Source organism: Caproiciproducens galactitolivorans, from assembly GCF_029266045.1.
Lineage (GTDB): Bacteria > Bacillota > Clostridia > Oscillospirales > Acutalibacteraceae > Caproiciproducens > Caproiciproducens galactitolivorans.
This window is the reverse complement of the sequence record NZ_JAJUFJ010000012.1, coordinates 20,731-45,106: the sequence shown is the minus strand read 5'-3', so window position 1 is coordinate 45,106 and position 24,376 is coordinate 20,731. Positions and strand designations below refer to the sequence as shown.

The following is a 24,376-nucleotide window of genomic DNA, read 5'->3' as shown; positions in this document are numbered from 1 at the left end:
GATTATAAGATATTTGGCAGGCATTGTCAAGTATATATTGGATATATTTTTATATAAAATTTGGTTTTAATTTTAATATCTTCCAGCAATAAATCCATATTTATCCATTATGGCAATGTATGTAGAAGTTGAATGAAAAATAATTCCTTTTTATTGCGTTCTTCTTTACAATTTACTCATATAAATCGGCTTGTTATCGCATAAACAGGAACGGGGAACATCCCGGTTAATCTGGTAAATTCCGCAAGGCGCCGGTCCATCCTGGCTATGGCAATACGGGCATTTGATTGTCAGTCCCGGTTCATGCAGCTCATAGCAGCAATTCATCCGATTACAGGAGTATCCGCTGTTTTGGAACCATGCGCAGGCAGAACAGTCCGTGCAGTGCTTTATTGAGGGCAGGTCAAGATATTCGCCGGCAACCGGCTCCGGTTTCCTATTATTCCCATTACTGATCAGAATATGCGAAGCGCTGATTTCGTTGAACAGATGGCTCCATGCCCCCGCCGCGCCATGCTGCGGGGCTTTCAAAATATAGTAGCCGTCATATAGTTTGTCTGAAATGGCATCCATACTTTCCGGCGCGGCGGAACCGGTCATCAGGATATCATCCGTGCTGGCCTCGCTTTTGCGCCGGTTCTGAAAAATAATGCTTGCGGCCTGCTGTTCCCTTTTGTATGCCTCCCGGGTCGTCGGCCGATCCAGAATTTCCGCAATATCCGGGGCAGAAGGCAGGGATTTCAGCCGCAGCCATAAATTTTCGATACTATTAAATATCGTACTCATACGGCTGATATCCTTCGGATTTACAGGGGAGGTTCCGCAGCAGGCAAGATAAGCGGCGCAAAACTGCTCCTTCAGCTTCAGAAACTGCCCCGCCTCCTCCGGAAGGAACGGGGATGAAAGACAGACGTTCATATCTTCCACCGCCGCGGAAAACAGGTCTGAAAATGGATAATCTGTTGCGGCTGGCCACAAAACGTCGTAAACAACGCCGTCAAACTGGAAAGTCGAACCCATTTTCAGCGCAAAAATCCGGCTGTCCGATTTCTTTAACAAAACGCTAAAGATGCGAAGCAAGAATATGCTTTCCAAATAGAAATCATCCTTTTTATTGGAAAAAGCATAAGTAAAAAGGGCAAATTCCAATAAAAGCGCCCTGCCGCGCTTATCGCAGGGAGAAGCAGGCAAAAAAATCCGGTCAAAGGTATTCGGATTGATTTTCAAAAGCTTCTGAAACCCGCAGATTTCCGCTTCATGATAGTGCGTAAGCAAAAAATCGCGGTACACCGCACCGGCATACCGCTTCATGATATCGGAAATACTGCCCGTCCCAGGCTCACCACAGTCAACCATCAATAGATCTTTATTTGCTCCGCGCAGCACAATGCATTCGCCGCTGCTTACATTATGTAATTCCATGCTCTGCATATTTCCACCCTCTATCCGTTCACCTATTTCTGAATCCGTTTGTATCCTGAGTAATATTTATCCTCCCGAAATTCCCCTGTAAACACGATTTCCCCGTTTTTATATTCCGTACCGTGTCCATGGCGCATCCCGTTTTTCCATTCGCCCGTATAGATTAAATTCCCCTCCGCGTCGAACGCGGCGCCGTTTCCTGTGGGGATATTGTTCTTCCATCTTCCGAAGAATATGGTGCCGTCCCGGGAACTGTAAGAAATCCCAAGGCCATCGCGTCTATTCGCCTTCCAGTCGCCTACATAACAGATTTTCCCCGATTTATAATAATACGCGCCGAAGCCATCCCGCTTATCATCCACATAGTCGCCTTCGTAAGCGGTATAGCCATTCTGCATCTGCGTTCGGCCGCGCCCCTGGCGCAGGCCGTTAATCACCTTTCCAAAGTAAAGGTAGCTTTCTTCCGCGCTGATAACAATGCGTTTTGTCGCCTTTTCCAGATGCAGAGGCAGATAATCACTAATCTGTGTTTCGCCATTCAGCCCTTTTGCCGCAACCGTGTAACGCGCAGGCTTTACCGGTTCATCGGTACTGAAAATTTCATGATCCGCCGCATAGTCCGCTTCCTGTGCGGTTTGCCCCGAAGGATTTTCCGTCTGCTGCTCTGCCTGCGATTCCAGAACCGATTCCGGCTGCGCGGGTTTTGCTGAACCGTCATTCATAATATAGGTGAATGTTATTGATTCTTCTTCCACATACGGCCATTTGGGGATCAAGCTCTCTTTTCCCGTATTCAAATCGTTCAAAACCGATATCCGGCTCTCAAGTTCTTCCTTTGTGCAGTAGCAAAAACTGCCTTCATCCGTTTCGGCGTAAACCTGCGGCTCGCCCGCAAGCGTATTTATTAGGCTCTGCTGCGCCGTTCCCTCGTTGTTCTCAAAGGGGAACAGCCTTACGGCCTCGTACTTCCCCGTCTTGGCATCCAGCTCGAGAAGAAGCAATTCCTTACTGCCCTGCACGGGTTTTAGAAAGGCGACGGGGCGTTTTGTGTCGCCCTGGTAATACGCGGTCTGAAGCCAGCTATGATCTTTCGCATAGCGGGCTTTGCTTATGGTTTCCCCTGCCAGACTCCTTGTCCATATACAGTAACCATAAACCTCCGGGTAAGATTCCTGCAAAAGGATTTTGCCGCTGCTTTTCCTCCAGAGGAACTTCCCTTTCCCGATTTTATAATGGATCGAAATATTGGTTCCTGCCAAACATTTTTTATATTTTCCGGAGGAGCTTTTGCGGGTCGTCAGATAATCGCGTCTTACCCCGGTTAAAATCGCACTATTTTGCGCATTGCCATCAAAGGGCCTGTAACAAACCATATAAAAAACAGGCGCAAGATTCGAATCTTGCACAGGCATGTCGGGGCCTCCTTCCTCAAATACAAACTATTTTCTTACTATTATATAGGATATTATGGAAAACTTGCAATAGATGTGAATGAATAAAGTGGTTTAATGTTTAATTATGTATTTGCTCCGCATACTTCAGTTCGTAAATATTTCTGAAATAGCCGGTGCCCGGCATGGCCCAGTCGTAAAAGGTGATTCTTTTCAAATCCGTAGTGCCGCCGATCTGTACTACGGATTCATCCGGATGCTCTACTGTGCAGGCGCTGGTGGTCATAGGCGTAAACAGCCTCACCTGAACGCCCCACTTGTTTTTTGTCTTGGCGTCAAGGGCAAATTCGTGCTCAAGGAATTTACAGGGATAGTGAAGAGAAAAACTGTAGTTACAGGAAATATTATTGATAAACGGAGTGATAAGATTGCATTCGTAAGCTATATTAATGGTTTCCCCCGCCACGCCCGGATACAGTTTGAAACGGAAAGCAAGCTCGGTCATAACGGTACCGCTGACATTGTCGTATACCTGCCGTACAGTAAAAAAACTCGTCAAGTCGCTGTAATTCGAGTTTTCATGGATATTGATATATTTTATTAAAGGAATGTGGTTCACCGTACAGCTTATATGCGGCAGTATTTTCTTAATAGTTTCCTGATCGGGTATATCCACAAAATGGTTCAGCGGCTGACACATGATAATTTCCCGTGGCTTCGTGGTCTGAAAAACAATCTGCTGCTGGCCTTTAATCGTTCGCATAAGGAGGGAAGAATCCTCCGAGATTGAGATAACCTCCGACCGGTGTATATAGTTATAAAAAGGCTCATCCGCCTGACTTCGTACAAACCGCTCAACCAAGTCGATAACAGATCGGTTTCCCACATAAGTGGCGATTTGATGACGGATATTTGCCGCGTAAACAACATTCAAAAGCTGCCTCAGCTTTTCCGAATCGAAGGTGTCGCAGTTTATAGTATCACAGATTTTTTGAAAAATAATCTCGCACTGAGCTGTACAGCGCGAAGACACATGGCTGGCGAAATCCATTTCGGAATTGGCATAGGATTCCTCATAGCATCGCTTGATAAATTTCGAAATTTCGCTTGCGCAAGCCCTTTTCAGATTCACGTTGTTCATTGGAACGGTTAAGGAAGCCGCCGCCTTTTCCAAAGTATTCGATATGAGGTAATTTTCACTAACAATCCGCGCAAAAGTGGAAAAACGCCGAACCGTACTGACCGTAGGTGCAAAGGAGCGTGTCAGGGCCGCCGCAAATTCGGACCCTATATTTTCCGGGTGCAGACCAGAGGGCATCTTATTCAGCTTTCCATGTCTAAGCTTTGAAAGCGTAGATTCCGATATATGCAAAAAACGGGCTATATTTTTATATTTTATTTCCAAAGGTTCTCCGGCCAGTAAGGATAAAAAATCATTAAATAACAACGCTTTTTTTGCATTCCTTAGATTCATGTTTTCGCTCCCAACGTTATAATTCAATTAGTAGAAGTTCACCAAACATTTGGCATAATTTACCATATTATAGCATATTCCATCTGGTTGGGAAATAGAAATTCGTAAGTTTTCTTTTCAATTTGTATGAAAATCAGCAATTAGTGACCAAACGCACAACTGAATTTCGCTTAGCGCAAAAATTCGGTGTACAGCAGGGGTTCGCCATTAATACAAAAGTGGCGTTGATTTTCTTAATCCTGATTTATCCTTGTTTTCGCTTTTCTAAGTTATTATAATATATTAAGAAACGAAAGAGTGCGTTTTATGTATCGTGTCCTTCCGTTAAAATAACAAACCCTCGGCGGGGAAATCCCGCCGAGGGTTTTACCGGATATGTCCTTTTGAAATTACATTCGAAACATGCTCTGCACGTTACCAAACATGCCGTTCACCGCACGCATGGCCTTATTTGCATTGCGTCTGAACTGCCTGTTGTCCTTCATCATTCTGCTTCCGATCGCAATGGCTGTAATTCCAGCGAGCATACCGGCGCCCATTCCTCGGACAAATCCCATGGTTTCTCGATACATAATCCAAAACCTCCACATTGAAAATAAAATCATAAGGCCTTTCAATATCTTCCCCTCTTTCTTTCAGTTTATTGTTGAAAATAAATACCAAATTATGAATGAATAAAGGAGTTTATCATGCCAACACTGAACATCGTAATGGTTGAACCGGAAATTCCGCAGAATACCGGCAACGTGGCGCGCACCTGCGCCGCAACGGGCGCTCGGCTTCATCTGGTAGGGCCGATGGGCTTTCGAATTGACGATAAAAAACTCAAGCGCGCCGGGCTTGATTACTGGCACCTGCTTGATATCGCCTATTACGATAGCCTTTCCGATTTTTTCAGCCAAAATACAGGCAATTTCTTTTTCTTTTCCACAAAGGCAACACATATTCACTCAGATATGCACTACCCCGACAACTGCTACCTGTTTTTCGGAAAAGAAACCGCGGGCCTGCCGGAAAAACTTTTATATGAAAATCCCGACCACTGCGTGCGTATTCCCATGCTGAACAACCCGGACGCACGGAGCTTAAATTTATCGAATTCTGTGGCGATCGGCGTATATGAGGTGCTGCGGCAATGGGGATATCCGAATCTGCTTTGCAAAGGACAGCTTCGGGAATACAAATGGTGATTATTTTTTAACAAACTTGTCTGAAACGCCCCAATTTGCTTGAAATCTTTTACAAATTATTGTATAATAACGAAAGTGTTTTGAAATTTCCGAAATCATAATATAAAGGAGCGGTAAGCATGAACTATCTTAACAAAAAGACCGTAGAAGATATTGATGTCGCGGGCAAAAAAGTATTGGTCCGCTGCGATTTCAATGTACCTTTCGATGCGGAAGGCAATATCACGGATTCAAAGCGTATTGATGAAGCACTGAAAACCATCCGTTACCTGGTAGACCATAAGGCAAAAGTAATCCTCTGCTCGCACCTGGGCCGTCCGAAGGGCGAGTTCAACATGAAATTTTCCCTTGCCCCTGTTGGCAAATACCTCTCGAAGGCGCTGGGACAGGAAGTCAAAATGGCAACAGACGTTGTCGGCGACAGCGCAAAGAGCATTGCTGCTTCCTTAAAGGACGGCGAAGTCGAGCTGATTGAAAACGTCCGCTTCCATAAGGAAGAGGAAAAGAACGATCCCGAATTTGCAAAGCAGCTTGCCTCTCTGGCCGAAATCTATGTAAACGACGCATTCGGCACCGCCCACCGTGCGCATGCCTCTACAGCGGGCGTTGCGGCATACCTTCCGGCTGTGTGCGGCTACCTGATCCAGAAGGAAATCACAATCATGGGCGGCGCGCTTACCAATCCGAAGCGTCCGTTCACCGCTATTCTTGGCGGCGCAAAGGTTTCCGATAAAATCGGCGTTATCACCAACCTGCTCGACAAGGTCGACACCCTCATCATCGGCGGCGGCATGGCCTACACCTTTATGAATGCGCTCGGTTACTCCATCGGTACCTCCATCTGCGAGAGCGACAAAGTCGAACTTGCAAAGGATATGATGGCAAAAGCCAAGGATAAGGGCGTTAAATTTCTGATCCCGATCGACAACGTTGTCGCGACCGAATACAAAGCGGACGCAGAGCATAAGGTTGTTGACTCTGATAAAATTCCCGAAGGCTGGATGGGCCTTGACATCGGACCGAAAACCTCCGCTCTGTTTGCCGACGCGATCAAAGGCTCCGGCACGGTTGTCTGGAACGGGCCGATGGGCGTTTCCGAATGGGATAATTTCGCAGCCGGCACAATTGCTGTTGCAAAAGCGGTTGCAGACAGCGGCGCTATTTCCATTATCGGCGGCGGCGACTCCGCCGCTGCGGTTGAGAAGCTCGGCTTCGCGGATAAAATGACCCATATTTCCACCGGCGGCGGCGCTTCCCTTGAATTCCTTGAGGGCCTTGAATTGCCCGGTATCGCATGCCTGAACGAAAAATAATTCTTTGAACACGAATGCGGCAGCCCTGCTGCCGCATTAAAATTATGATTTCAGGTCTTGCCTGTATAATAAACTTAAGCGGATTCCGGGAAAATTGTGACCACAGGAATCCTTCCGGATATATTTATACGGGCAGCAATTTTCACCGAAACCGATTTATGCTTAGGCAACAGACAAGGCCGAGCAAAGGAGAATGGATTATGAATAAGAAGCTTAGAAAAGCAGTAATTGCCGGAAACTGGAAAATGAACAAAACGCCGGCAGAGGCGACCAAACTGATTGAAGAAATAAAACCCCTGGTAAAAGACGCGGACTGTGACGTGATCGTCTGCACCCCCTATGTGGATCTTTCCGCAGCATTGGAAGCAACAAAAGGCTCCAATATCGGTGTCGGCGCAGAAAACTGCCACTGGGAAAAGAGCGGCGCGTTCACCGGCGAGGTTTCTGCGGACATGCTTGCTTCCATGGGTGTACAGTATGTCATCATCGGCCACAGCGAACGCAGAACCTATTTTGGTGAAACCGACGTAACCGTTAATAAGCGCCTTCGCGCGGCTTTGGACAGCGGCCTCTCCGTGATTCTCTGCGTAGGTGAGTCCCTTGAGCAGCGTGAGCAGGGCATTACGGAAGAGCTTGTCGCCATGCAGACAAAAATTGCGCTCGGCGGCGTTTCCAAGGACGATCTGAAAAAAGTCATTATTGCTTATGAGCCGATCTGGGCGATCGGAACCGGCAAAACCGCTACCGCACAACAGGCGAACGAGGTTTGCTCGGTTATTCGCGAAACAATCAAAAAGCTCTACGATGCAGCAAGCGCAGACGCATTCACCATTCAGTACGGCGGTTCCATGAACGCGAAGAATGCGGCGGAACTGCTTGACCAGCCTGACGTTGACGGAGGCCTGATCGGCGGCGCTTCTTTAAAGCCTGCTGATTTTGCAGAAATCGTAAAGGCAGCAAGCAGGTAAATTATTCCCGAAAGGCAGGTCTGGTTAAAAAACATGAAAAAACCATTAATACTAATGATCCTCGACGGGTTCGGTATCGGTCCGGAAAGCGGCAACGCGATTAAGGCCGCCAATAAACCCAATATCGACCGTCTTTTCGCAAACAATCCCCTTACACAAATCGGCGCTTCCGGCATGGACGTCGGTCTGCCGGATGGTCAGATGGGCAACTCCGAGGTTGGCCACACTAACATCGGAGCGGGCCGGATTGTCTATCAGGAACTGACCCGGATTACAAAATCCATTGAAGACGGCGACTTCTTTGAAAACCCCGCGCTGTTGTCCGCCGTTGACAATGTTCTTACCCACGACGGCGCTTTGCACTTAATCGGCCTGCTTTCCGCGGGCGGCGTACACAGCCACAATTCGCACCTGTATGCTCTGCTCGAGCTTGCAAAGAGACGCGGCTGCAAAAAAGTATTTGTACACGCTTTGCTCGACGGCCGCGATGTTCCGCCGGATTCCGGCAAGGGCTATATTGAAGAATGCGAGCAAAAGATAAAGAAAATCGGCGTTGGCAAAATTGCCACCGTTATGGGCCGTTATTACGCCATGGACCGCGACAATCGCTGGGAACGCGTTGAAAAGGCCTATGCCGCGATGGTTTACGGGGAAGGCGTACAGTGCGCCGATCCGGTAAAAGCGGTGGAGGATTCCTACAAGCAGAATGTTACCGACGAGTTCGTCGTACCGGTTGTCTGTGCGGAAAACGCGAAAATTCAGCCGAACGATTCCGTCATTTTCTTCAATTTCCGTCCAGACCGCGCGCGCGAACTTACCCGCACGCTGGTTGACCCGGATTTCAAAGGCTTTGAGCGCAAAAAAGGCTTCTTCCCTCTCACCTATGTCTGCATGACGCAGTACGATGCGACCATGCCGAATGTGGAGGTTGCGTTTAAACCCCAGTCGCTGAAAAACACGTTCGGCGAATATATTTCGGAGAAGGGCCTTACCCAGCTTCGGATTGCCGAAACGGAAAAATACGCCCATGTTACATTTTTCTTCAACGGCGGTGTTGAAACACAATATCCCGGCGAGGATCGCGTATTGATCCACTCCCCGAAGGTAGCGACCTATGACCTTCAGCCCGAAATGAGCGCCTATGAAGTTACGGACGCTTTAATGGAACGCATTAAGAGCGGGAAATACGACGTGATTATTTTGAACTTTGCAAACTGCGATATGGTTGGCCACACAGGCGTTTTCAGCGCCGCGAAAGCCGCTGTGGAGGCAGTTGACAAGTGCGTCGGAAGAATTGTTCACGCCATTACGGAAATGGGCGGCGTTGCTTTGATTACAGCAGACCACGGCAACGCGGACAAGATGTACGAGGAGGACGGTTCTCCGTTCACCGCTCATACGACGAATCTGGTTCCGTTCTGCGTTGTCGGTTATCCCTGCAAACTCCGCTCCGGCGGGCGCCTTGCAGACATCGCGCCAACCATGCTTAAAATTATGGGGCTTCCCCAGCCGCCTGAAATGACCGGTGTAAGCATAATTGAATAACAATAATACTGAGACTGCCTTGTTCGAAGGCAGTCTCTTTGTATTTCCCACCGTTTGTTTATTATAGAAAAAGTTCGGGGAAATTTCCCGGACTCCGACTGTGAAGCGAGTATAATCATCCTCGCCCCCGGCGGGCTTCCTTCAACCCGTCCTGGGGATTGGTTCCGTGCCTCCGTGAGAAAAAGCAAAGGAAACTGGGACTCTAACTGCAAAACTCCGCAGGTTTTTAAAATGCCCGGTGAAAGCTCTCACCCAGCTTTACGTCATATGATTCGAAAAATGAAAGGCCGGGAGATACCTCCCGGCCTTTCATTAGCCATTAATAGAAAACAATGTCTCCGCATTGCGGCGCGAAAACTTTAGAATTTCCTCGGCGGTTGTGCCGCGGATTTCTGCAATCCGGGCGGCCGTATACACGATCAGCGTGGAATCGTTCCGTTTCCCGCGGAACGGAACCGGTGCCATATAGGGGCAGTCCGTTTCCATCAGCATACGATCCAAAGGAATGGCCTCCGCAACCTCAACCGGCACACGCGCGTTCTTGAACGTTACCGCGCCGCCAAGACCGATATACATACCGAGCCGGATACATTCCTCCGCCATTTCCACGCTACCGGAAAAACAATGCACCACACCCTTCGGCTTCCATTTGCGCAAAAGCTCCATGGTATCGCCATGTGCATCGCGGTCATGCACAATAATCGGGAGCCCAACCTTATGCGCCAATGAAACCTGTTCTTCAAAGACGGCTTTCTGAACCTCTTTTGGCGCGTTCTCCTTGAAATGGTAATCAAGGCCGATCTCTCCAACAGCAACAACCTTTTCCTTGGTAACCAATTCCTCCAACTGCTTTATATAGTCCGGGGGAGCATCCTTCACGCATTCCGGATGAATCCCCACCGCGGCGTAGATATACGGATACTTCACCGCCAGCTCAACGGAAGCGCGCGAGGAGTTTAAATCCGACCCGCAGTTAATTACGTTACAGATGCCCCGGTTCGGCAGCTCTGCCAAAAGTGTGTCGCGGTCGGAGTCAAACGACTCATCATCGAAATGTGCATGTGAATCAAAAATAGAACCTGTCATTTCCATCAGCAAACCTTGCTCCCGGACGGGATCCCGTCAACAAAAATAACCTTGACGTCTTCCCCCGAATCGGCGGAAAGAACCATGCCCTGGCTCTCCACGCCGCAAAGGGTCGCGGGTTTCAAATTGGCAACGAAAATAATGCTGTGCCCTGTTAAATCTTCCGGCTTGTACCATTTCGCAATACCGGACACAATCGTCCTTTCCCCCACTCCGTCCTCAATGGTCAGCTTTAAAAGCTTCTTGGCGCGCTTAACCGGTTCGCACGCCTTGACTTTTCCAACGCGAAGCTCCACTTTATTAAAATCGTCGATGCCGATCTGCGCAAGGCCTTCGATCTTCGCAGCGGCTGTTTTTTCCTCGCTCGATTCCGCGGGATTCGGAATCAGCTTATTAAGCTCCTCAATCTCCTTATCCACATCAATGCGCGGATACAGGGTTTCTCCCTTGGTAATGACCGCGTCATTGGAGAGGACACCCCATTTTGCAGCGGAATCGTAGGTCAGTTCCTCCGGCTTCGCGCCGATCTGCGCCTGAATCTTCGGAGCGGTCTCCGGCAGGAACGGCGTAAGCAGAACGGAGACGATCCGCAGGCTTTCGCAGAGATTATAAATAACCGTCGCCAGGCGGGCGCGCTTGGACTCGTCCTTGCCCAGCACCCAAGGCATAGTTTCATCAATATATTTATTCGTGCGGGCAATCAGCTTCCAGATTTCCGCCAGCGCGTTGCTGAACTGATACCCTTCGATGGCATCGTCGCATTTCTGGCGAAGCTCCAAGGCCATTTGAATCAGCTCGTCGTCGACAGGCGCGCTTTCCCGCTCCGCCGGAATCTTCCCGCCGAAGTATTTCTGCGCCATTGCAGTGCTGCGGGAGAGAAGGTTGCCTAAATCATTCGCAAGGTCGGAATTAATGCGGTTAATCAGCGCTTCATTTGTAAACACGCCGTCCGCGCCGAAGGGAATTTCACGGAGAAGGAAGTAGCGGATCGCGTCCACGCCGTAGCGGCTGCACAGGATGACCGGATCCACCACGTTTCCCTTTGATTTACTCATCTTGGTTCCGTCGCCGAACAGGAGCCAGCCGTGACCGTAAACCTGCTTTGGAAGCGGAAGATCCAGCGCCATCAGCATGGCGGGCCAGATGATGGTGTGGAAGCGTACAATCTCTTTGCCGACAAAATGCACGTCCGCCGGCCAGTATTTTTTATAATCGGAATCATCGTCAGAGCCGTAGCCCATTGCGGTAATATAGTTCGTAAGCGCATCAAGCCAGACGTAGACAACATGCTTCGGGTCAAAGTCGACCGGAATGCCCCAAGTAAAGCTTGTCCGCGAAACGCAGAGGTCGTTCAGCCCCTGCTTGATAAAATTGATCATCTCGTTTTTCCGGCTGTCCGGCTGGATGAAATCGGGCTGATCCTCATAGAGCTTCAGGAGCCTGTCTGCATATTTGGAAAGGCGGAAAAAATAGGCTTCTTCGTTCGCCATTTTCACCTCGCGCCCACAGTCCGGGCATTTCCCGTCTTTGAGCTGTGTCTCCGTCCAGAAGGCTTCACAGGGGGTACAGTACCAGCCTTCATATTTGCCCTTGTAGATTTCCCCTTTGTCATATAAGGTTTTAAATATTTTCTGTACGGCCTTTACATGGTAATCATCCGTCGTCCGGATAAAGCGGTCGTTGGAAATGTTTAAAAGCTTCCACAGATCCTGGAACCCTGCAACGATTTTATCGACATATTCCTTGGGGGTTACCCCTTCTTTTTCGGCGTTGATCTCGATCTTCTGACCGTGCTCATCCGTACCGGTGAGGAACATGACGTCGTAGCCCTGCATTCGTTTATAGCGGGCGATGGCGTCGCTGGCGACGGTGCAGTAGCTGTGGCCGATATGCGCCTTGCCGGAAGGGTAATAAATTGGCGTGGTAATGTAGAAAGTTTTTTTGTCCATTGTTCAACCTCCAAGAGAATGAAATCTCTAATAAAGTGTTTAATTAAAATATTATACCATTTTTTTCACGAATAGTGAACAGAGAACGCGAAGTTACAGAAAAACCGCCCCGAATTACTTCGGGACGGGAGATTTTAAGACTTTATTCGAAATCCAAAGAAGAAACGCCGGCGCTTTCATGATAAAGGAGTTCTCTCAACAAGCGGCAGTTTTCCGGCAAATCCGGGTCTAACACCGCGCCGATCCTCTTGATGTTTACATCCCTGTAGGTGTTCGGGTTTGGCACATGCATGGTTTTAATCGGGTAATGCGAAACCGAATTTGCAATAGAAGCAAGGTAAATCAATTCCGAATCGCTAAGATTCGTTTTTACAAGAGGAAGAAAATCATTCATCATCGCATTGATCTGCAGAGGGTTCATGCTTTTCATCTTTTCGATCATCAGCTCCAGAACCTCGCGCTGGCGGCCGGTCCGGCCAAAGTCGCTATCCGTTTCACGAATACGCGCGTAATAAACGGCAAGACGCCCGTCCAGATGATTGACGCCGGGCTTTAAATGGCTCCCCATGTTGCGGTTTTCCGCATCGCACAGCTTTTTATCCATCTTGATATCCAATCCACCCATTTTGTCGATGATGGTGGCGAAATTTTCAAAGTCAACCGATATATAATGATCAATATTGATACGGAAATTATTTTCCAGTGTCTGCATGGTAAGCGCCGCGCCGCCCTTCGCATAGGCCGCGTTCAGCTTCTGCTTCTTCATTGTTGGGATTTCAACATATAAATCGCGCAAGAAAGACACCAAATGAAGCTCTTTTCGATCGTTATCAATGGAAACCAGCATCGTGGTATCGCTTCGGCTGCTGTTTCCGTCATCCCCTTTGTCCGTCCCAATCAGCAAAATATTCATTACCTTTTGATCGGACATAACATCCCACGCCGGCGCAGCGCTGGGCTGTTCAATATATTTCGAAGTATCGATTTTCTCCGAGCGATCCAGGCGGTTAAACATATATTTCCCGTATGCGAAAACACCCGCAAATAGAGCAAGAAGAATAAAAAACACAGTAAGAAAAAACTTTTTCAAACCTCCGCCCCGCTTTTTTCTTCTTCCGTTGCGTGAGCTTCTTCTGGAGGCTGAACGGCTGCTGCTGTAAATATCCCGGTCAACATAATTGTAGCGGTCAAATTCCTCAGTATCGTAGTTCATCCTCCGAACCGCGCCCTGCGGCCTAGAGCCTGTACTTCTTCTCTGAGGCCGGAAGCCACGGCTTTGTTTATTCATATTTCACCTCAATATTTTAATACAGAAAACAGTCTTATTTTATTGCAATTTCCAGTTGATGTCAATAGTTATGTAAACCTAATTTGCGCTTTTACGCTGTTTGAGGGAAATACCGAGAATCCTCGTGAAGCCTCCAGCATTATTCCTCGTTTTCCGCTTCTGCGTCGGCAAACTTCATTAACCTTTCAATATAATAATTTTTGGCATCCTCCGGTGTATCAAAATGCAGGGACTTCATAAAAATATAGGACAGGCTAGTACTCCAATCTTCTGAAGAAAACAGGTTGGGGTTTAAACGGCTGACAACAGGTAAAATAGTGGCGCTGCTTTTGGACAGGCGAATATCGGAAATATACAAATTGCATGCTTCCGCAAGATATTCCACCATCTTTTCGCTCATACTAATCCACCTTTCTTAATGACTGGTTAATATGCCTATTCCAATTTTCCTAATAATTAATTATAGTTACATTATCCGACATAGTCAACAGAATATTGAGTATTTTGTCTAATTCTGTTACTGTGCGTAAAAAGAGGATGGAAAAATTTTCTAATTTGTATATGTTCTATACAGGGACCAAATTGTTCGTTTAACTCGACAAGAAAACTGGTAAAATTCATAATGTATTCACGGTTTTCTTTATAAATATTTGATATAATAGAATGGTTACAGGAGGAATGAAAATGAAAGAACAGAAGATGGTAAGCCATGGAGTGAATTATCGCAAACTGATTATCCGCATTGTTGCATTGCTCTGCGCTGTGCTGATTCTCGGTTCTGCATTTGCAGCCGCGTTTTTTAGCTGAGGTAAACCAATTTTAATATGGTACAAAACCAGGCGGAGATGGCTTCTGCCTGATTTTTTATACGGATTCTGCATTTTTTATTTCAGCCGGTTGCATATGGGATAAAAATGAGTTAAAATGGAGATGAACTTAATCGATTTAAACTGATAAAATAATACAGTATGGTATGAACCGCATCAGGATCTTCCTCTGATGCGGTGCGTTTTAATTTCATGGTTTCAAAAATAATCTTAGGAGGAAACACATATGAAAGAACTTCTGCTGGGCAACGAAGCGGTCGCTCAGGGGCTTTACGAAGCCGGCGTGAAGGTGGTTTCAAGCTACCCGGGCACGCCGAGCACAGAAATCACCGAGGCTGCCTCAAAATTTGATGAAATATTCTGCGAATGGGCGCCAAACGAAAAAGTGGCAGCCGAGGTCGCCGCGGGCGCTTCCTTCGGCGGTGCGCGCTCTTTCTGCGGCATGAAGCATGTCGGGCTGAATGTCGCGGCCGACCCCCTCTTTACAATGTCTTACATAGGGGTAAACGGCGGCATGGTTTTCGGCGTTGCCGACGATCCGGGGCTTCATTCCTCGCAGAACGAACAGGATTCCCGCAACTATGCCATCGCCGCAAAGCTGCCGATGCTGGAACCCTCCGACTCCGGCGAATGCCGTGATTTCACCAAGCTGGCCTATTCCCTTTCCGAGGAATTCGACACACCGGTCATCCTTCGCCTTACCACCCGCGTTGCGCATTCCCGCAGCGTTGTGGAACTTGGGAGCAGGCAGGAATTGGAGTTAAAGCCTTACATAAAAAATCCGGCCAAAAACGTAATGCTCCCCGCTTTTGCAAAGCCAAAGCATGTAAGCGTTGAAGAACGAACCAAAAAACTCGCCGCCTGGGCGGAAACCTGCGCGATCAACCGGATCGAAGATAACCATTCCAAAACCGGCGTTATCTGTGCCGGAATTGTTTACCAATACGCGAAGGAAGCGTTGGGCGACACCGTTTCCTACCTAAAACTGGGTATGGTCCACCCCCTTCCAGTAGAGCTGATTAAAAAATTCGCGGCAAGCGTAGATAAGCTTTACGTCATTGAGGAACTCGACGATATAATTGAGAGTTTCTGCCGCAAAAACGGCATTACGGTAACGGGAAAGGACGTATTCCCCCGCTGCGGAGAATTTTCGCAGAACCTTATCCGCAAGTGCATCCTGGGCAAAGAACCGGCGGTGCTGTCCGTGAAAGACGACATTCCCGTCCGTCCTCCCGTTATGTGCTGCGGCTGCCCGCACCGGGGACTGTTCTATACTTTAAAAAGAGCCAAGGTCTTTGTCAGCGGCGATATCGGCTGTTACACACTAGGTGCTTCCGCTCCGCTGAGCGCTATCGACACATGCGTCTGCATGGGCGCTTCCGTTTCGGGGCTGCACGGCTTTAACAAAGCGCGCGGCGCGGAATCGGAAAAGAAGAGCGTGGCCGTCATCGGCGATTCCACCTTTATCCATTCCGGCATAACCGGACTGATTGACATTGCCTACAACCGGAGCAATTCCGTTGTGATTATTCTGGACAACTCCATCACCGGAATGACCGGGCACCAGCAGAATCCGTCTACCGGCTATACCATTAAGGGCGACCCGACCAGCGCCGTTGACTTGGAGGCGCTGTGCAAATCCGTCGGGATTCCGCGCGTTCGTGTCTGCGATCCCTATAATCTTCAGGATGTACAGAGCGCATTGAAGGAAGAACTGGAAGCGGACGGCCCGTCGGTTATTATCAGCCGCAGGCCCTGCGCCCTTTTGAAATATGTCAAGCATAAGCCACCACTCGCCATTAGAGAGGAAAAATGTATCGGATGCCGCGCATGCCTGTCCATCGGCTGTCCCGCGATCAGCATGAAAAACGGCAAGGCAGCCATTGACCGCACACAGTGCGTCGGCTGCGGCGTCTGCACAAGCCTTTGTGCCAAGAGTGCGATAACATCAGAGGAGGCGAAAGCATGAGTCAGGTAAAAAGCGTAATGATTGTCGGCGTGGGCGGCCAGGGCACCCTGCTCGCCAGCCGCGTTCTCGGAAGCGCCATGCTGCACTGCGGAGCAGATGTAAAGGTTTCGGAAGTACACGGAATGAGCCAGCGCGGCGGTTCGGTTGTTACCTATGTCCGCTATGGGGATAAAGTCTATTCCCCGGTGATTGATAAAGGGGAAGCAGACGTCCTGATGGCGTTTGAAGCGCTTGAAGCGGCACGTTTTCTGCCGTGGCTGAAAACAGACGGTACCATTGTTGTAAATACGCAGCAGATCGACCCCATGCCCGTTGTCACCGGATCGGCCGCCTACCCCGAAAACATCATCGGTTCCGTAAAAGCGGAAGGGGCAAAGGTCGTGGCATTTGACGCGCTGAAGCTTGCCGAACAGGCGGGTTCCGTCAGGGCGGTCAACATTGTTCTGATCGGCGCCGTTGCCAAACGGCTCTCGATTGACAAGCAGGTCTGGATCGACACGATCAAGGAAACTGTACCCGCGAAATTTATGGACATGAATCTGAAAGCGTTCGAACTGGGCTATAACGCACAGGAAATCTAATGGGGGATTGAAAAAATGCAAGGAAACTATTTTGAGCCGGAGCTGGAATGCGCTTCACGCGAAGTGCTGCATTATATTCAGTCAAAAAAGCTGGTAAAGATGGTGGAGCGCTGCTACAAGCACGTTCCAACCTATAAAAAGCGCTTCGATGAAATGGGGCTTTTGCCGGGGGATATCCGTTCGATTGACGACATCCGCAAGCTCCCGTTTACTTATAAAACCGACCTGCGCGACACCTATCCCTTCGGTATGTTTGCCGTACCAAAGGAAGAGCTGGTGCGCGTACACGCTTCTTCCGGCACCACCGGAAAGCAGACGGTCGTCGGCTACACAAAGGGCGATATCGACGTCTGGGCGCGCTGTGCCGCCCGCTGTATCACCGCAGCAGGCGGTACGAAGTCCGACTACATCCATATTTCCTATGGATACGGGCTTTTCACCGGCGGAATGGGCATTCATTACGGCGCGGAAAAGCTCGGCGCGACCGCTATTCCGGTATCCACCGGCAATACGAAGCGCCAGATCATGATTATGCAAGATTTCGGCTCCGACATTCTTTGCTGCACCCCCTCTTACGCCATGTATATCGGTGAAACCATGCGCGATATGGGAGTGGACCCCAAAAGCTTGAAGCTTCGCGCGGGCATTTTCGGCGCGGAGCCGTGGACGGAAAATATGCGCAAGGAAATCGAGCGCCTTCTCTCCATTAAGGCATACGATATTTACGGACTTTCGGAAATTGCCGGTCCGGGCGTTGCAAGCGAATGTGTAATGCAGCATGGAATGCATATTAACGAGGATATGTTCTACCCCGAAGTGATCGACCCCGAAACAGGCAAACCGCTTCCGGACGGCGAATACGGCGAACTGGTATTCACCTGCATCGGCAAGGAAGCGCTGCCGCTCCTGCGCTACCGCACAAAAGACATCTGCTGCCTGAATCACACCGCCTGCGAGTGCGGGCGCACCTTTGTGCGTATGGAAAAACCGCGCGGAAGAACGGACGACATGCTGATTATCCGCGGCATAAACGTATTCCCCTCCCAGATTGAAAGCGTTCTCCTAAGCCTCGGCATGGCCCCGAATTACCAGCTTGTCATTGACCGCGTCAATAATCTTGACACATTGGAAGTACAGGTTGAAATAAACGAGGATATGTTCTCCGATACGGTTCGAGACCTTGAGGATATGAGCCGCAAGATTTCGAACGCATTGCAATCCACGCTCAACGTGGTCGCAAAAGTGCGGCTGCTGGAGCCTAAGTCCATCCCCCGCACCGACGGCAAGGCGAAAAGGGTCATTGATAACCGGAAAGTTTGAGGCTTATAATAGAATAAAGAAACAATAGGGAGGAATTGCCATGCAAATTCAGCAGCTTTCCATATTTGTCGAGAATAAATCGGGCCGCCTTGCAGAAATCACCGAGGTTCTTGCGGCGGCACGCATTGATATCCGCGCGATATCGGTTGCGGACACCAGTGATTTTGGGATTCTGCGCCTGATTGTAAATAAACCCGACGAAGCGGTTGCCGCGCTGAAAAAGGCGGGGCTTACCGTTTCCCTCACCAATGTGATTGCGATGGGCATAGACGATGTTCCGGGCGCATTTTCCAAAGCCATGCGGATTCTCGCGGACATCGGGATTGACGTGGAATATATGTATGCCTTTATCAGCCGCAAAAGCGGCAAAGCGTATGTTATCCTTCGCGTAAAAGACAGTAAAAAAGCGGTGAATGCCCTTTCTTCAAACGGAATCCAAATTTTAACCGCCGAAGAGTTTTACGGCATGTAATCTCAAACAGATAAAAGGAAGCTCCAGCCCACGGACTGAAGCTTCTTTTTTATTTGTTTTTTATTTTTTCCCCGCACGGATAAAATCCACACCGGTGTTATACGGATGGAAAACAATACCGGAAACGCCCTTTGCAGATGCATAGTAGTGTTTCTGATAATATAAAGGATAAAAGACGCCGAGCTCGTTCAAGTACTTCTCAGCGGCTGCAAAAGCGGCGGCGGAAGCGCTTCCCCCGCTTTTTTCCGCATCCGCAAGCATCGCATCGTAAGTCGAATCGCTTAAGCCAGCCGGGTTCTCTTTGGCGCCGCTCTTAAATATGGACAGTACCGCCAGCGGACCCTCGCTGCTCGGGCAGATCGGGCACAACGCAATCTGATAGTTGCCGGACGCGATCCGCGCCGCAAGTTGCGCTTCGTCAAGCGGTTCCATATTAAAATAGTTGTTGAATTTTGCGTTCCACGCAGCGATCATATCATTCAGCATTAATTTGACATTCGGATCATTCGGACAAAGAATGCTGATACTCTTTACATCCGGTTTGGAAAGCTGGCTGATGCCTGTGTTCCACAACGACGCAGCGTTGCTGCTTTGCTTCAGATAGAAAGAACCGCTCCCGGCCAGACTGCGGTAATTTTTTCCCAGCAAGGTGGTAGACGGGGCAATGATATCTTCGGCGGGATTTGTGTTCTGCGGAAGATGCTTTAAAATCTTGCTCCGGTCAAACGCTTGCAAAAACGCGCAGCGGATATTCTTATTTTTCATAATATCCGATTGCATATTAAAGCATAGACCCCAGGTTGTGTCCTCAAAGGATGTAATGGTACAGCCGGCCGCCTTGGCCGCCTCCACCTGAGAGGAAGTAATGGCAATCGCATCCACCGTGCCGTCTTTTAATGCGGCAACCGGGTCGGAAATGGTATTCTCTTTATTGGAAATTGTAAACTTTATGTTGGATGGCAGCGGTTTTATACTCCCCGTATAACTGCTGGAGCGAATCAAATTCAGATAATTCCCGTGATCCCAGCCGTATTTCCCATCGATTTCAAACGGCCCGTTCCCGAGCAGATACCGGTTCTCCAACCCATAGCGGCCGGATGTGCTTTGAAAAAACTTCTGATTACAGGGCATAAAAACGGCGAAGGCGGTAAGCGCCGGAAAATTCGGATAAGAATAGTTCAGCCGCACAACCAGTGTGTGGTCGTCCGCCGCCGTCACGCCAAGGCGGTCCGGCGAAAGCGTTCCGTCATTGACTTCCTTAGCATTTTGAATACAAAACATCCGGGAACAGGTAGTGGAACCTGTCTGCGGTGAAAGCGCGCGCTGAAACGCATATACAAAATCATGGGCGGTCACAGGCGTTTTTCCGTCCGACCATTTTGCGTTGCTGCGCAAAGTGAACGTAAAAACGGTGTCATTGTTACTGCTCACCCATTTTTGGGCAACGCCGGGATAGGGCTGGTTGTTCTCATCAAGGCGCACAAGCCCCTCGAACAGCGCTTCCACCGCAATGATGGACGAGTTGTCCGCGGCAATCTGCGGGTCGAGCGTTCTTGGCTCCGCCGACAGGAAATAGTTAATCTTTTTATTCGCGTTTTTGGGCGATTTCCCGCCGCACGCGGAAAAAGAAAACAGTATAAAAAGGCAGAGAAACCCTGCTGTTAATCGTTTTAGCATTTCATATTCACCCTCTAGGTTTTTCGGGATAGAATTATCTTATCATTTTTCCGCACCCAATGCAATGAGGTTAACATAATTGTTATTTATTCCTTTTTTAATATTAAAACACTAAATTCCACAATTATTGTAAAAAATGTTTAAAATCTGTATTCAAAATTATAAAGTTGTGTTATAATGTAGGAAAAATCAGGATAAAGGAGATTGTATTATGGCTATGAAATTTTATCTCTGCAAACACTGCGGGAATTTCGTCAGCATGATTCGCAGCAGCGGCGTCAAAATGATCTGCTGCGGGGATCCGATGACGGAAGTTGTTCCGAACACAGTAGAAGCCGCGCACGAGAAGCACATTCCCGTCGTAAGTGTCTCTGGCAATACCGTAACCGTTAAAGTTGGTAGTGTTGAGCACCCGATGGTGAACGAGCACTACATTGAATGGATTTATCTTGAGACCAAAAACGGCGGCCAGCGCAAAGTCCTTCATCCGGGGGACAAGCCGGAAGCAACCTTTATTCTGGAACAAGATGAACCCGTTACAGCGTATTCGTATTGCAATCTCCACGGACTTTGGGCGGCGGACATTTCTTAACCGGCAGCAGAAAAGCCCTTTCCCGTTTGGGAAAGGGCTTTTCTCTTTTATATCCCTGTTATTTTTACCATTGCCTGCCCGGGTCGCCCGCCATGGAATTGATCGTGCCCTGCGGATACAGAACCGAATAATGGTCTAGCTTCGGGTCATCCCCGTCTTTCGGGAATACCATTAAAATTTTATAATCCTTGCTGGCAACATAACCAATAATGTGATCCTTTCCGGACGTTACATCGTAGTCCGGTTTGCCAAGGACTGCTTTGACCTTAGACAGCGTAAGTTCCTTCCATTTTCCGTCAAGCGTGCGAACCTCAAAAATCTGTTCGCCTTTGTTGAAGGCAAAAACCGCGTTGTGTTTGGAATAGGTATTGTAGATTCCCTTCGCGGACGCAATATATTCGGATTTGTCTTCTTTTCCCCATTTCTCCTGAACATCTTCAATAACGTTCGTATTTACGGAAAATGGGATATCGATTACCTTTCCCTCTTTGGCCGCTTTCTGTATGTCCTGCAGTAAGGCGGTCTGCTCATCCACCTGTGAAGAATCCTGCGGGGCCGACGAAACGTCTGACGTAACGGTGGAATCAGCCGAAACAGAAGAAGCTGGCGTGGAACCCGTTGAAACCGGATTCTGGCTTCCGGTTGCCTGCGAGTGCGTGCAGCCGGCGAAAGAAGCGGACAACAACGCCAAGGCTGTCAAGGATGCAAGCATTTTTTTGAATTGAGTAGTCATATAGCACCTCCCGTAGTTTAAAAGGGATAAATCTTCCCCCCTTCTCCCGGTTACCAGGAAAAGGGTTTGAAAGTAGCACTATCTTACACTAGTATGGTAGAATAATCAAGTATTCTATCAATTTTTTAATTTATTTCAGTTTCGATCCGCCCTGCGTCCTACTGTATTTTTGGGGCTCAAAACGAGCTGTCACTTTCCTTCACCTTCATAACTAGAACAGTAATATCGTCGTCATGGCCGTCGGCGCGGCGAGCGATTGCCTGTGTTACGATTTCTTCGGCAAGCTCCTGCGGAACCTGTCCTTTCCATTTTTCCACCGTATCACAAATCCAATCGTCGCCGGCTGCAAGTGCACCATCAGAAAGGAGCACCAGCAGGTCGCCGTCGCCAAGGCTATCGGAGGACTTGGTAAAGTTAATATCATTCAAAATGCCGATCGGCAGACTGGGGGCATCAATCACAACCGCACAACCAGATTTTCGCAAAATACTGATGGGCGCTCCCGCTTTCATAAACTCAAGATTGCCGTTGAAAAGGTCGAGCGCGGCCAAATCAATCGTGGCAAGCGACTCGTCGCCCGATTTCACCATCAATGCGGAATTTACAATTTTCAGCGCGGCATCAAACCCAATTCCCGCTTTGATAAGGCGGGATAAAATGCCGGTGGCCATCGCGCCGTCCACCGCCGCGCGTCCGCCCGTTCCCATACCGTCGCTGATCAACAAAATTTGGCGGCCGTTCCCGTCGGGAAAGCAATCCCAGCTGTCGCCGCAGACCTGTTTATTGGCACACGTATGCTGCGCGCAGCCCGTCTGCACGCGGAAGAACGGACGCTCCGCCATCTGCAGGCGGCATTTCCCCTTCACCACGCTGACGCAGGGGTGTTGGAACACACGTCCGCAGACACGGGAAATTTCATCGGTCAGTTCCGCCTTGTTCATGCGCACGCTCTCCGCCTGCGCGGCGATAATTTCAATCGACATGCGGTCAAAACGATCTACGCGGCAGCTAATATCAATCGGCAGGATGCCTGCCCCGCGCAAAACTTCACCAACCTTCTGCGCGGCGTTAAAATCAAACTGCTCGTAAAGCTCCAACTCAGCGGCCATATCCTCCAGCAGGTTGCTGGTCGTTGCAAACTGGTCGGCAACCATACTTCGCACCTGCTGCGCGCGGCTTTCTGCCGCATCCTTAATGGAAAACTCGCGGTAATGGCTGTTTACGGAATCGGCTATGGCAGCAAGCCGGCTGCAATGGGACGCAAATTGCGCGTTAAAATCGTTCCGGTCCACTTCCCCCTTGCTACGCAGCTTTTCCGTAAGATCATTAAAGGAATTCATGCTGTCATTATAATTCCGTTCCCAGCAATAGACCTTCAACCCGCAGTTGCTGCATACGTCGTCAATGGTACGCTTGTACACGCCATTGATGTCGGGCGCACAGGTGGAATACAGTTTTTTCGAAACCTCTTCCACCGAATCCGAAACGCTACCCAGCGCCTTTGCTGCGTAGTCCAGCTTCATAATCACGGACCGGCGCAACCCGTCCATCCGAGAGGTATCGTCCGGGCAGGAGAAAAGGCCAATCATCGGGGCGCCGGCCTTCTGCGGAATCAGCATATAAAGGACGGTCGCCACCATAACCTCGTACAGCCCCCCGATCACCTTCTCCTGATTGCCGACCTGCAGGGAAGCCACCGCATTGGAGATGATGAATGCGACAACCGAAGCGAGCCGCCCAACCGGTGAAAACACGCCAGCCATCAGTCCGCCCAGCGCATAGGCGCCGGAAAGATAATTCAGCCCGGAGGTGGAAAGGCTGAAAACAATGCCTGCGGCAATCCCTGTCACGCTTCCGCCGGAAACCCCGCCGTAATACGCGGCAAACAGGACGGCAATCACCGCCAGAACCCTGCCGAGGGAAACCGGGCCGATGGCAAGATTGGAAAGCGGCAGCAGCAGGGCGCCCACCGACAGCGCCGCGCAGGTAATTTCCTGCGCATTCATTTCGTCCGCGCTCCTGCCGGCAATGATCACTTCCGACGTTCGGGTAAAAAAATAGGCTACGCCGCCCGCAAGAAAAGCTTCCGCAATATACATGGCAACGGCTTCCGAACCGGAACCGTTTACAAAGATAATCGCCATTGCCGTTGCAAGCATGGGCAGAAAGGCGACCATCGGCGCGAAAATCGCGTGCATTTTCAGCTTCATCATGTCATTGAGCGTCCAGCGAATCGCCGCGGCGGCCAATACCGCGGCCAAATAATGTACCGGTACGTTTACCGAGGAAGGCAAAAGGTACCCCGCCGCGCTTCCCAGCACAGCGCTCCACAGCCCTGCATAAGGAAACGCCGCAACCGCCGCTACCCCAAACGGCGCATAATGGCCGAACACAAGCCCGCGGGAACAGAGCAGCGCCGCCGTAAAATAAACAAGCTGCCTGGCAACTGCTTTTGTAGGATCCGCAGCAACCGCCGGGAAGCTGATCCGCTCCGTCTTTGCTTTTATCATTTTTATCACCGCCATACAATATTTGGAAGCATGTCCATTTTTTGCTAAAAATCATTATACTATATGTAT

Annotated in this window: 21 protein-coding genes; 10 read left to right on the top strand and 11 right to left on the bottom strand. The window is 49.3% G+C overall.

Features of this window, described 5'->3' with window-relative positions:
* Positions 1-165: 165 nt before the first annotated feature.
* The 4 genes from P9B68_RS09320 to P9B68_RS09305 form a co-directional block, all read right to left on the bottom strand.
* Complete coding sequence (locus P9B68_RS09320; protein WP_135658080.1) at positions 166-1,431, bottom strand: hypothetical protein; 1,266 nt, start codon at positions 1,429-1,431, stop codon at positions 166-168.
* 23 nt (positions 1,432-1,454) lie between these two features.
* Complete coding sequence (locus P9B68_RS09315; RefSeq protein WP_135658078.1) at positions 1,455-2,834, bottom strand: MORN repeat-containing protein; 1,380 nt, start codon at positions 2,832-2,834, stop codon at positions 1,455-1,457.
* Positions 2,835-2,934: 100 nt separating this feature from the next.
* The gene (locus P9B68_RS09310; protein WP_277668915.1) at positions 2,935-4,131 is read right to left on the bottom strand and encodes a hypothetical protein; all 1,197 of its coding nucleotides are present in this window, start codon (positions 4,129-4,131) and stop codon (positions 2,935-2,937) included.
* A gap of 545 nt (positions 4,132-4,676) precedes the next feature.
* The gene (locus tag P9B68_RS09305; protein WP_135658074.1) at positions 4,677-4,859 is read right to left on the bottom strand and encodes a hypothetical protein; all 183 of its coding nucleotides are present in this window, start codon (positions 4,857-4,859) and stop codon (positions 4,677-4,679) included.
* Positions 4,860-4,976: 117 nt separating this feature from the next.
* Between P9B68_RS09305 and P9B68_RS09300 the strand changes: the two genes are divergently transcribed.
* The 4 genes from P9B68_RS09300 to gpmI all read left to right on the top strand — a co-directional run bounded on the left by P9B68_RS09300 (position 4,977) and on the right by gpmI (position 9,303).
* A complete protein-coding gene (locus tag P9B68_RS09300) occupies positions 4,977-5,477 on the top strand; it encodes a tRNA (cytidine(34)-2'-O)-methyltransferase (protein ID WP_277668914.1) in 501 nt (166 codons plus the stop codon).
* A gap of 119 nt (positions 5,478-5,596) precedes the next feature.
* Positions 5,597-6,790 carry a phosphoglycerate kinase gene (locus P9B68_RS09295; RefSeq protein WP_277668913.1) on the top strand — a complete coding sequence of 398 codons (1,194 nt, stop codon included), beginning with the start codon at positions 5,597-5,599 and terminating at the stop codon, positions 6,788-6,790.
* 200 nt (positions 6,791-6,990) lie between these two features.
* A complete protein-coding gene (gene tpiA, locus P9B68_RS09290; RefSeq protein ID WP_135658068.1) occupies positions 6,991-7,758 on the top strand; it encodes a triose-phosphate isomerase in 768 nt (255 codons plus the stop codon).
* Positions 7,759-7,791: 33 nt separating this feature from the next.
* The gene (gpmI, locus tag P9B68_RS09285; RefSeq protein ID WP_135658066.1) at positions 7,792-9,303 is read left to right on the top strand and encodes a 2,3-bisphosphoglycerate-independent phosphoglycerate mutase; all 1,512 of its coding nucleotides are present in this window, start codon (positions 7,792-7,794) and stop codon (positions 9,301-9,303) included.
* Positions 9,304-9,615: 312 nt separating this feature from the next.
* Here the strand turns inward: gpmI and P9B68_RS09280 are convergent, their stop codons facing one another.
* From P9B68_RS09280 to P9B68_RS09265, 4 genes are all read right to left on the bottom strand, one after another.
* Positions 9,616-10,389 (bottom strand): TatD family hydrolase, encoded by a 774-nt coding sequence (locus tag P9B68_RS09280; protein WP_277668927.1) that lies wholly within the window; start codon positions 10,387-10,389, stop codon positions 9,616-9,618.
* Between the two features lie 5 nt (positions 10,390-10,394).
* On the bottom strand, positions 10,395-12,338 hold the full coding sequence (metG, locus tag P9B68_RS09275) for a methionine--tRNA ligase (protein ID WP_277668912.1): 1,944 nt from the start codon (positions 12,336-12,338) through the stop codon (positions 10,395-10,397).
* A gap of 142 nt (positions 12,339-12,480) precedes the next feature.
* Positions 12,481-13,626, bottom strand: a complete 1,146-nt coding sequence (locus P9B68_RS09270) for an LCP family protein (protein WP_277668911.1) — start codon at positions 13,624-13,626, stop codon at positions 12,481-12,483.
* 139 nt (positions 13,627-13,765) lie between these two features.
* Positions 13,766-14,026, bottom strand: a complete 261-nt coding sequence (locus P9B68_RS09265) for a hypothetical protein (RefSeq protein ID WP_277668910.1) — start codon at positions 14,024-14,026, stop codon at positions 13,766-13,768.
* Between the two features lie 284 nt (positions 14,027-14,310).
* Here P9B68_RS09265 and P9B68_RS09260 point away from each other — a divergent pair, with 284 nt between their 5' ends.
* From P9B68_RS09260 to P9B68_RS09240, 5 genes are all read left to right on the top strand, one after another.
* Positions 14,311-14,433: a hypothetical protein gene (locus P9B68_RS09260; RefSeq protein ID WP_277668909.1), complete on the top strand. Its 123-nt coding sequence runs from the start codon at positions 14,311-14,313 to the stop codon at positions 14,431-14,433.
* A 246-nt stretch (positions 14,434-14,679) separates the two neighbouring features.
* Positions 14,680-16,422, top strand: coding sequence for an indolepyruvate ferredoxin oxidoreductase subunit alpha (gene iorA / locus P9B68_RS09255; RefSeq protein ID WP_277668908.1), 1,743 nt, complete (start codon positions 14,680-14,682; stop codon positions 16,420-16,422).
* Positions 16,419-17,003, top strand: coding sequence for an indolepyruvate oxidoreductase subunit beta (locus P9B68_RS09250; RefSeq protein WP_135658056.1), 585 nt, complete (start codon positions 16,419-16,421; stop codon positions 17,001-17,003). Before iorA ends, P9B68_RS09250 begins: the two co-directional genes overlap by 4 nt.
* Positions 17,004-17,018: 15 nt before the next feature.
* Positions 17,019-18,323, top strand: a complete 1,305-nt coding sequence (locus P9B68_RS09245) for a phenylacetate--CoA ligase family protein (protein WP_135658054.1) — start codon at positions 17,019-17,021, stop codon at positions 18,321-18,323.
* Positions 18,324-18,363: 40 nt separating this feature from the next.
* Positions 18,364-18,795 (top strand): ACT domain-containing protein, encoded by a 432-nt coding sequence (locus P9B68_RS09240; protein WP_135658052.1) that lies wholly within the window; start codon positions 18,364-18,366, stop codon positions 18,793-18,795.
* Positions 18,796-18,855: 60 nt separating this feature from the next.
* On the opposite strand, the gene P9B68_RS09235 is transcribed toward P9B68_RS09240, so the two are convergent.
* The gene (locus P9B68_RS09235) at positions 18,856-20,472 is read right to left on the bottom strand and encodes a peptide ABC transporter substrate-binding protein (protein WP_277668907.1); all 1,617 of its coding nucleotides are present in this window, start codon (positions 20,470-20,472) and stop codon (positions 18,856-18,858) included.
* A 211-nt stretch (positions 20,473-20,683) separates the two neighbouring features.
* Here P9B68_RS09235 and P9B68_RS09230 point away from each other — a divergent pair, with 211 nt between their 5' ends.
* Positions 20,684-21,064: a desulfoferrodoxin family protein gene (locus P9B68_RS09230; protein ID WP_135658048.1), complete on the top strand. Its 381-nt coding sequence runs from the start codon at positions 20,684-20,686 to the stop codon at positions 21,062-21,064.
* A 64-nt stretch (positions 21,065-21,128) separates the two neighbouring features.
* Here the strand turns inward: P9B68_RS09230 and P9B68_RS09225 are convergent, their stop codons facing one another.
* Together P9B68_RS09225 and P9B68_RS09220 are read right to left on the bottom strand one after the other, a co-directional pair.
* A complete protein-coding gene (locus P9B68_RS09225; protein WP_135658045.1) occupies positions 21,129-21,797 on the bottom strand; it encodes a YjgB family protein in 669 nt (222 codons plus the stop codon).
* Positions 21,798-21,973: 176 nt separating this feature from the next.
* Positions 21,974-24,307, bottom strand: a complete 2,334-nt coding sequence (locus P9B68_RS09220; RefSeq protein ID WP_277668906.1) for a SpoIIE family protein phosphatase — start codon at positions 24,305-24,307, stop codon at positions 21,974-21,976.
* Between the last annotated feature and the right edge of the window lie 69 nt (positions 24,308-24,376).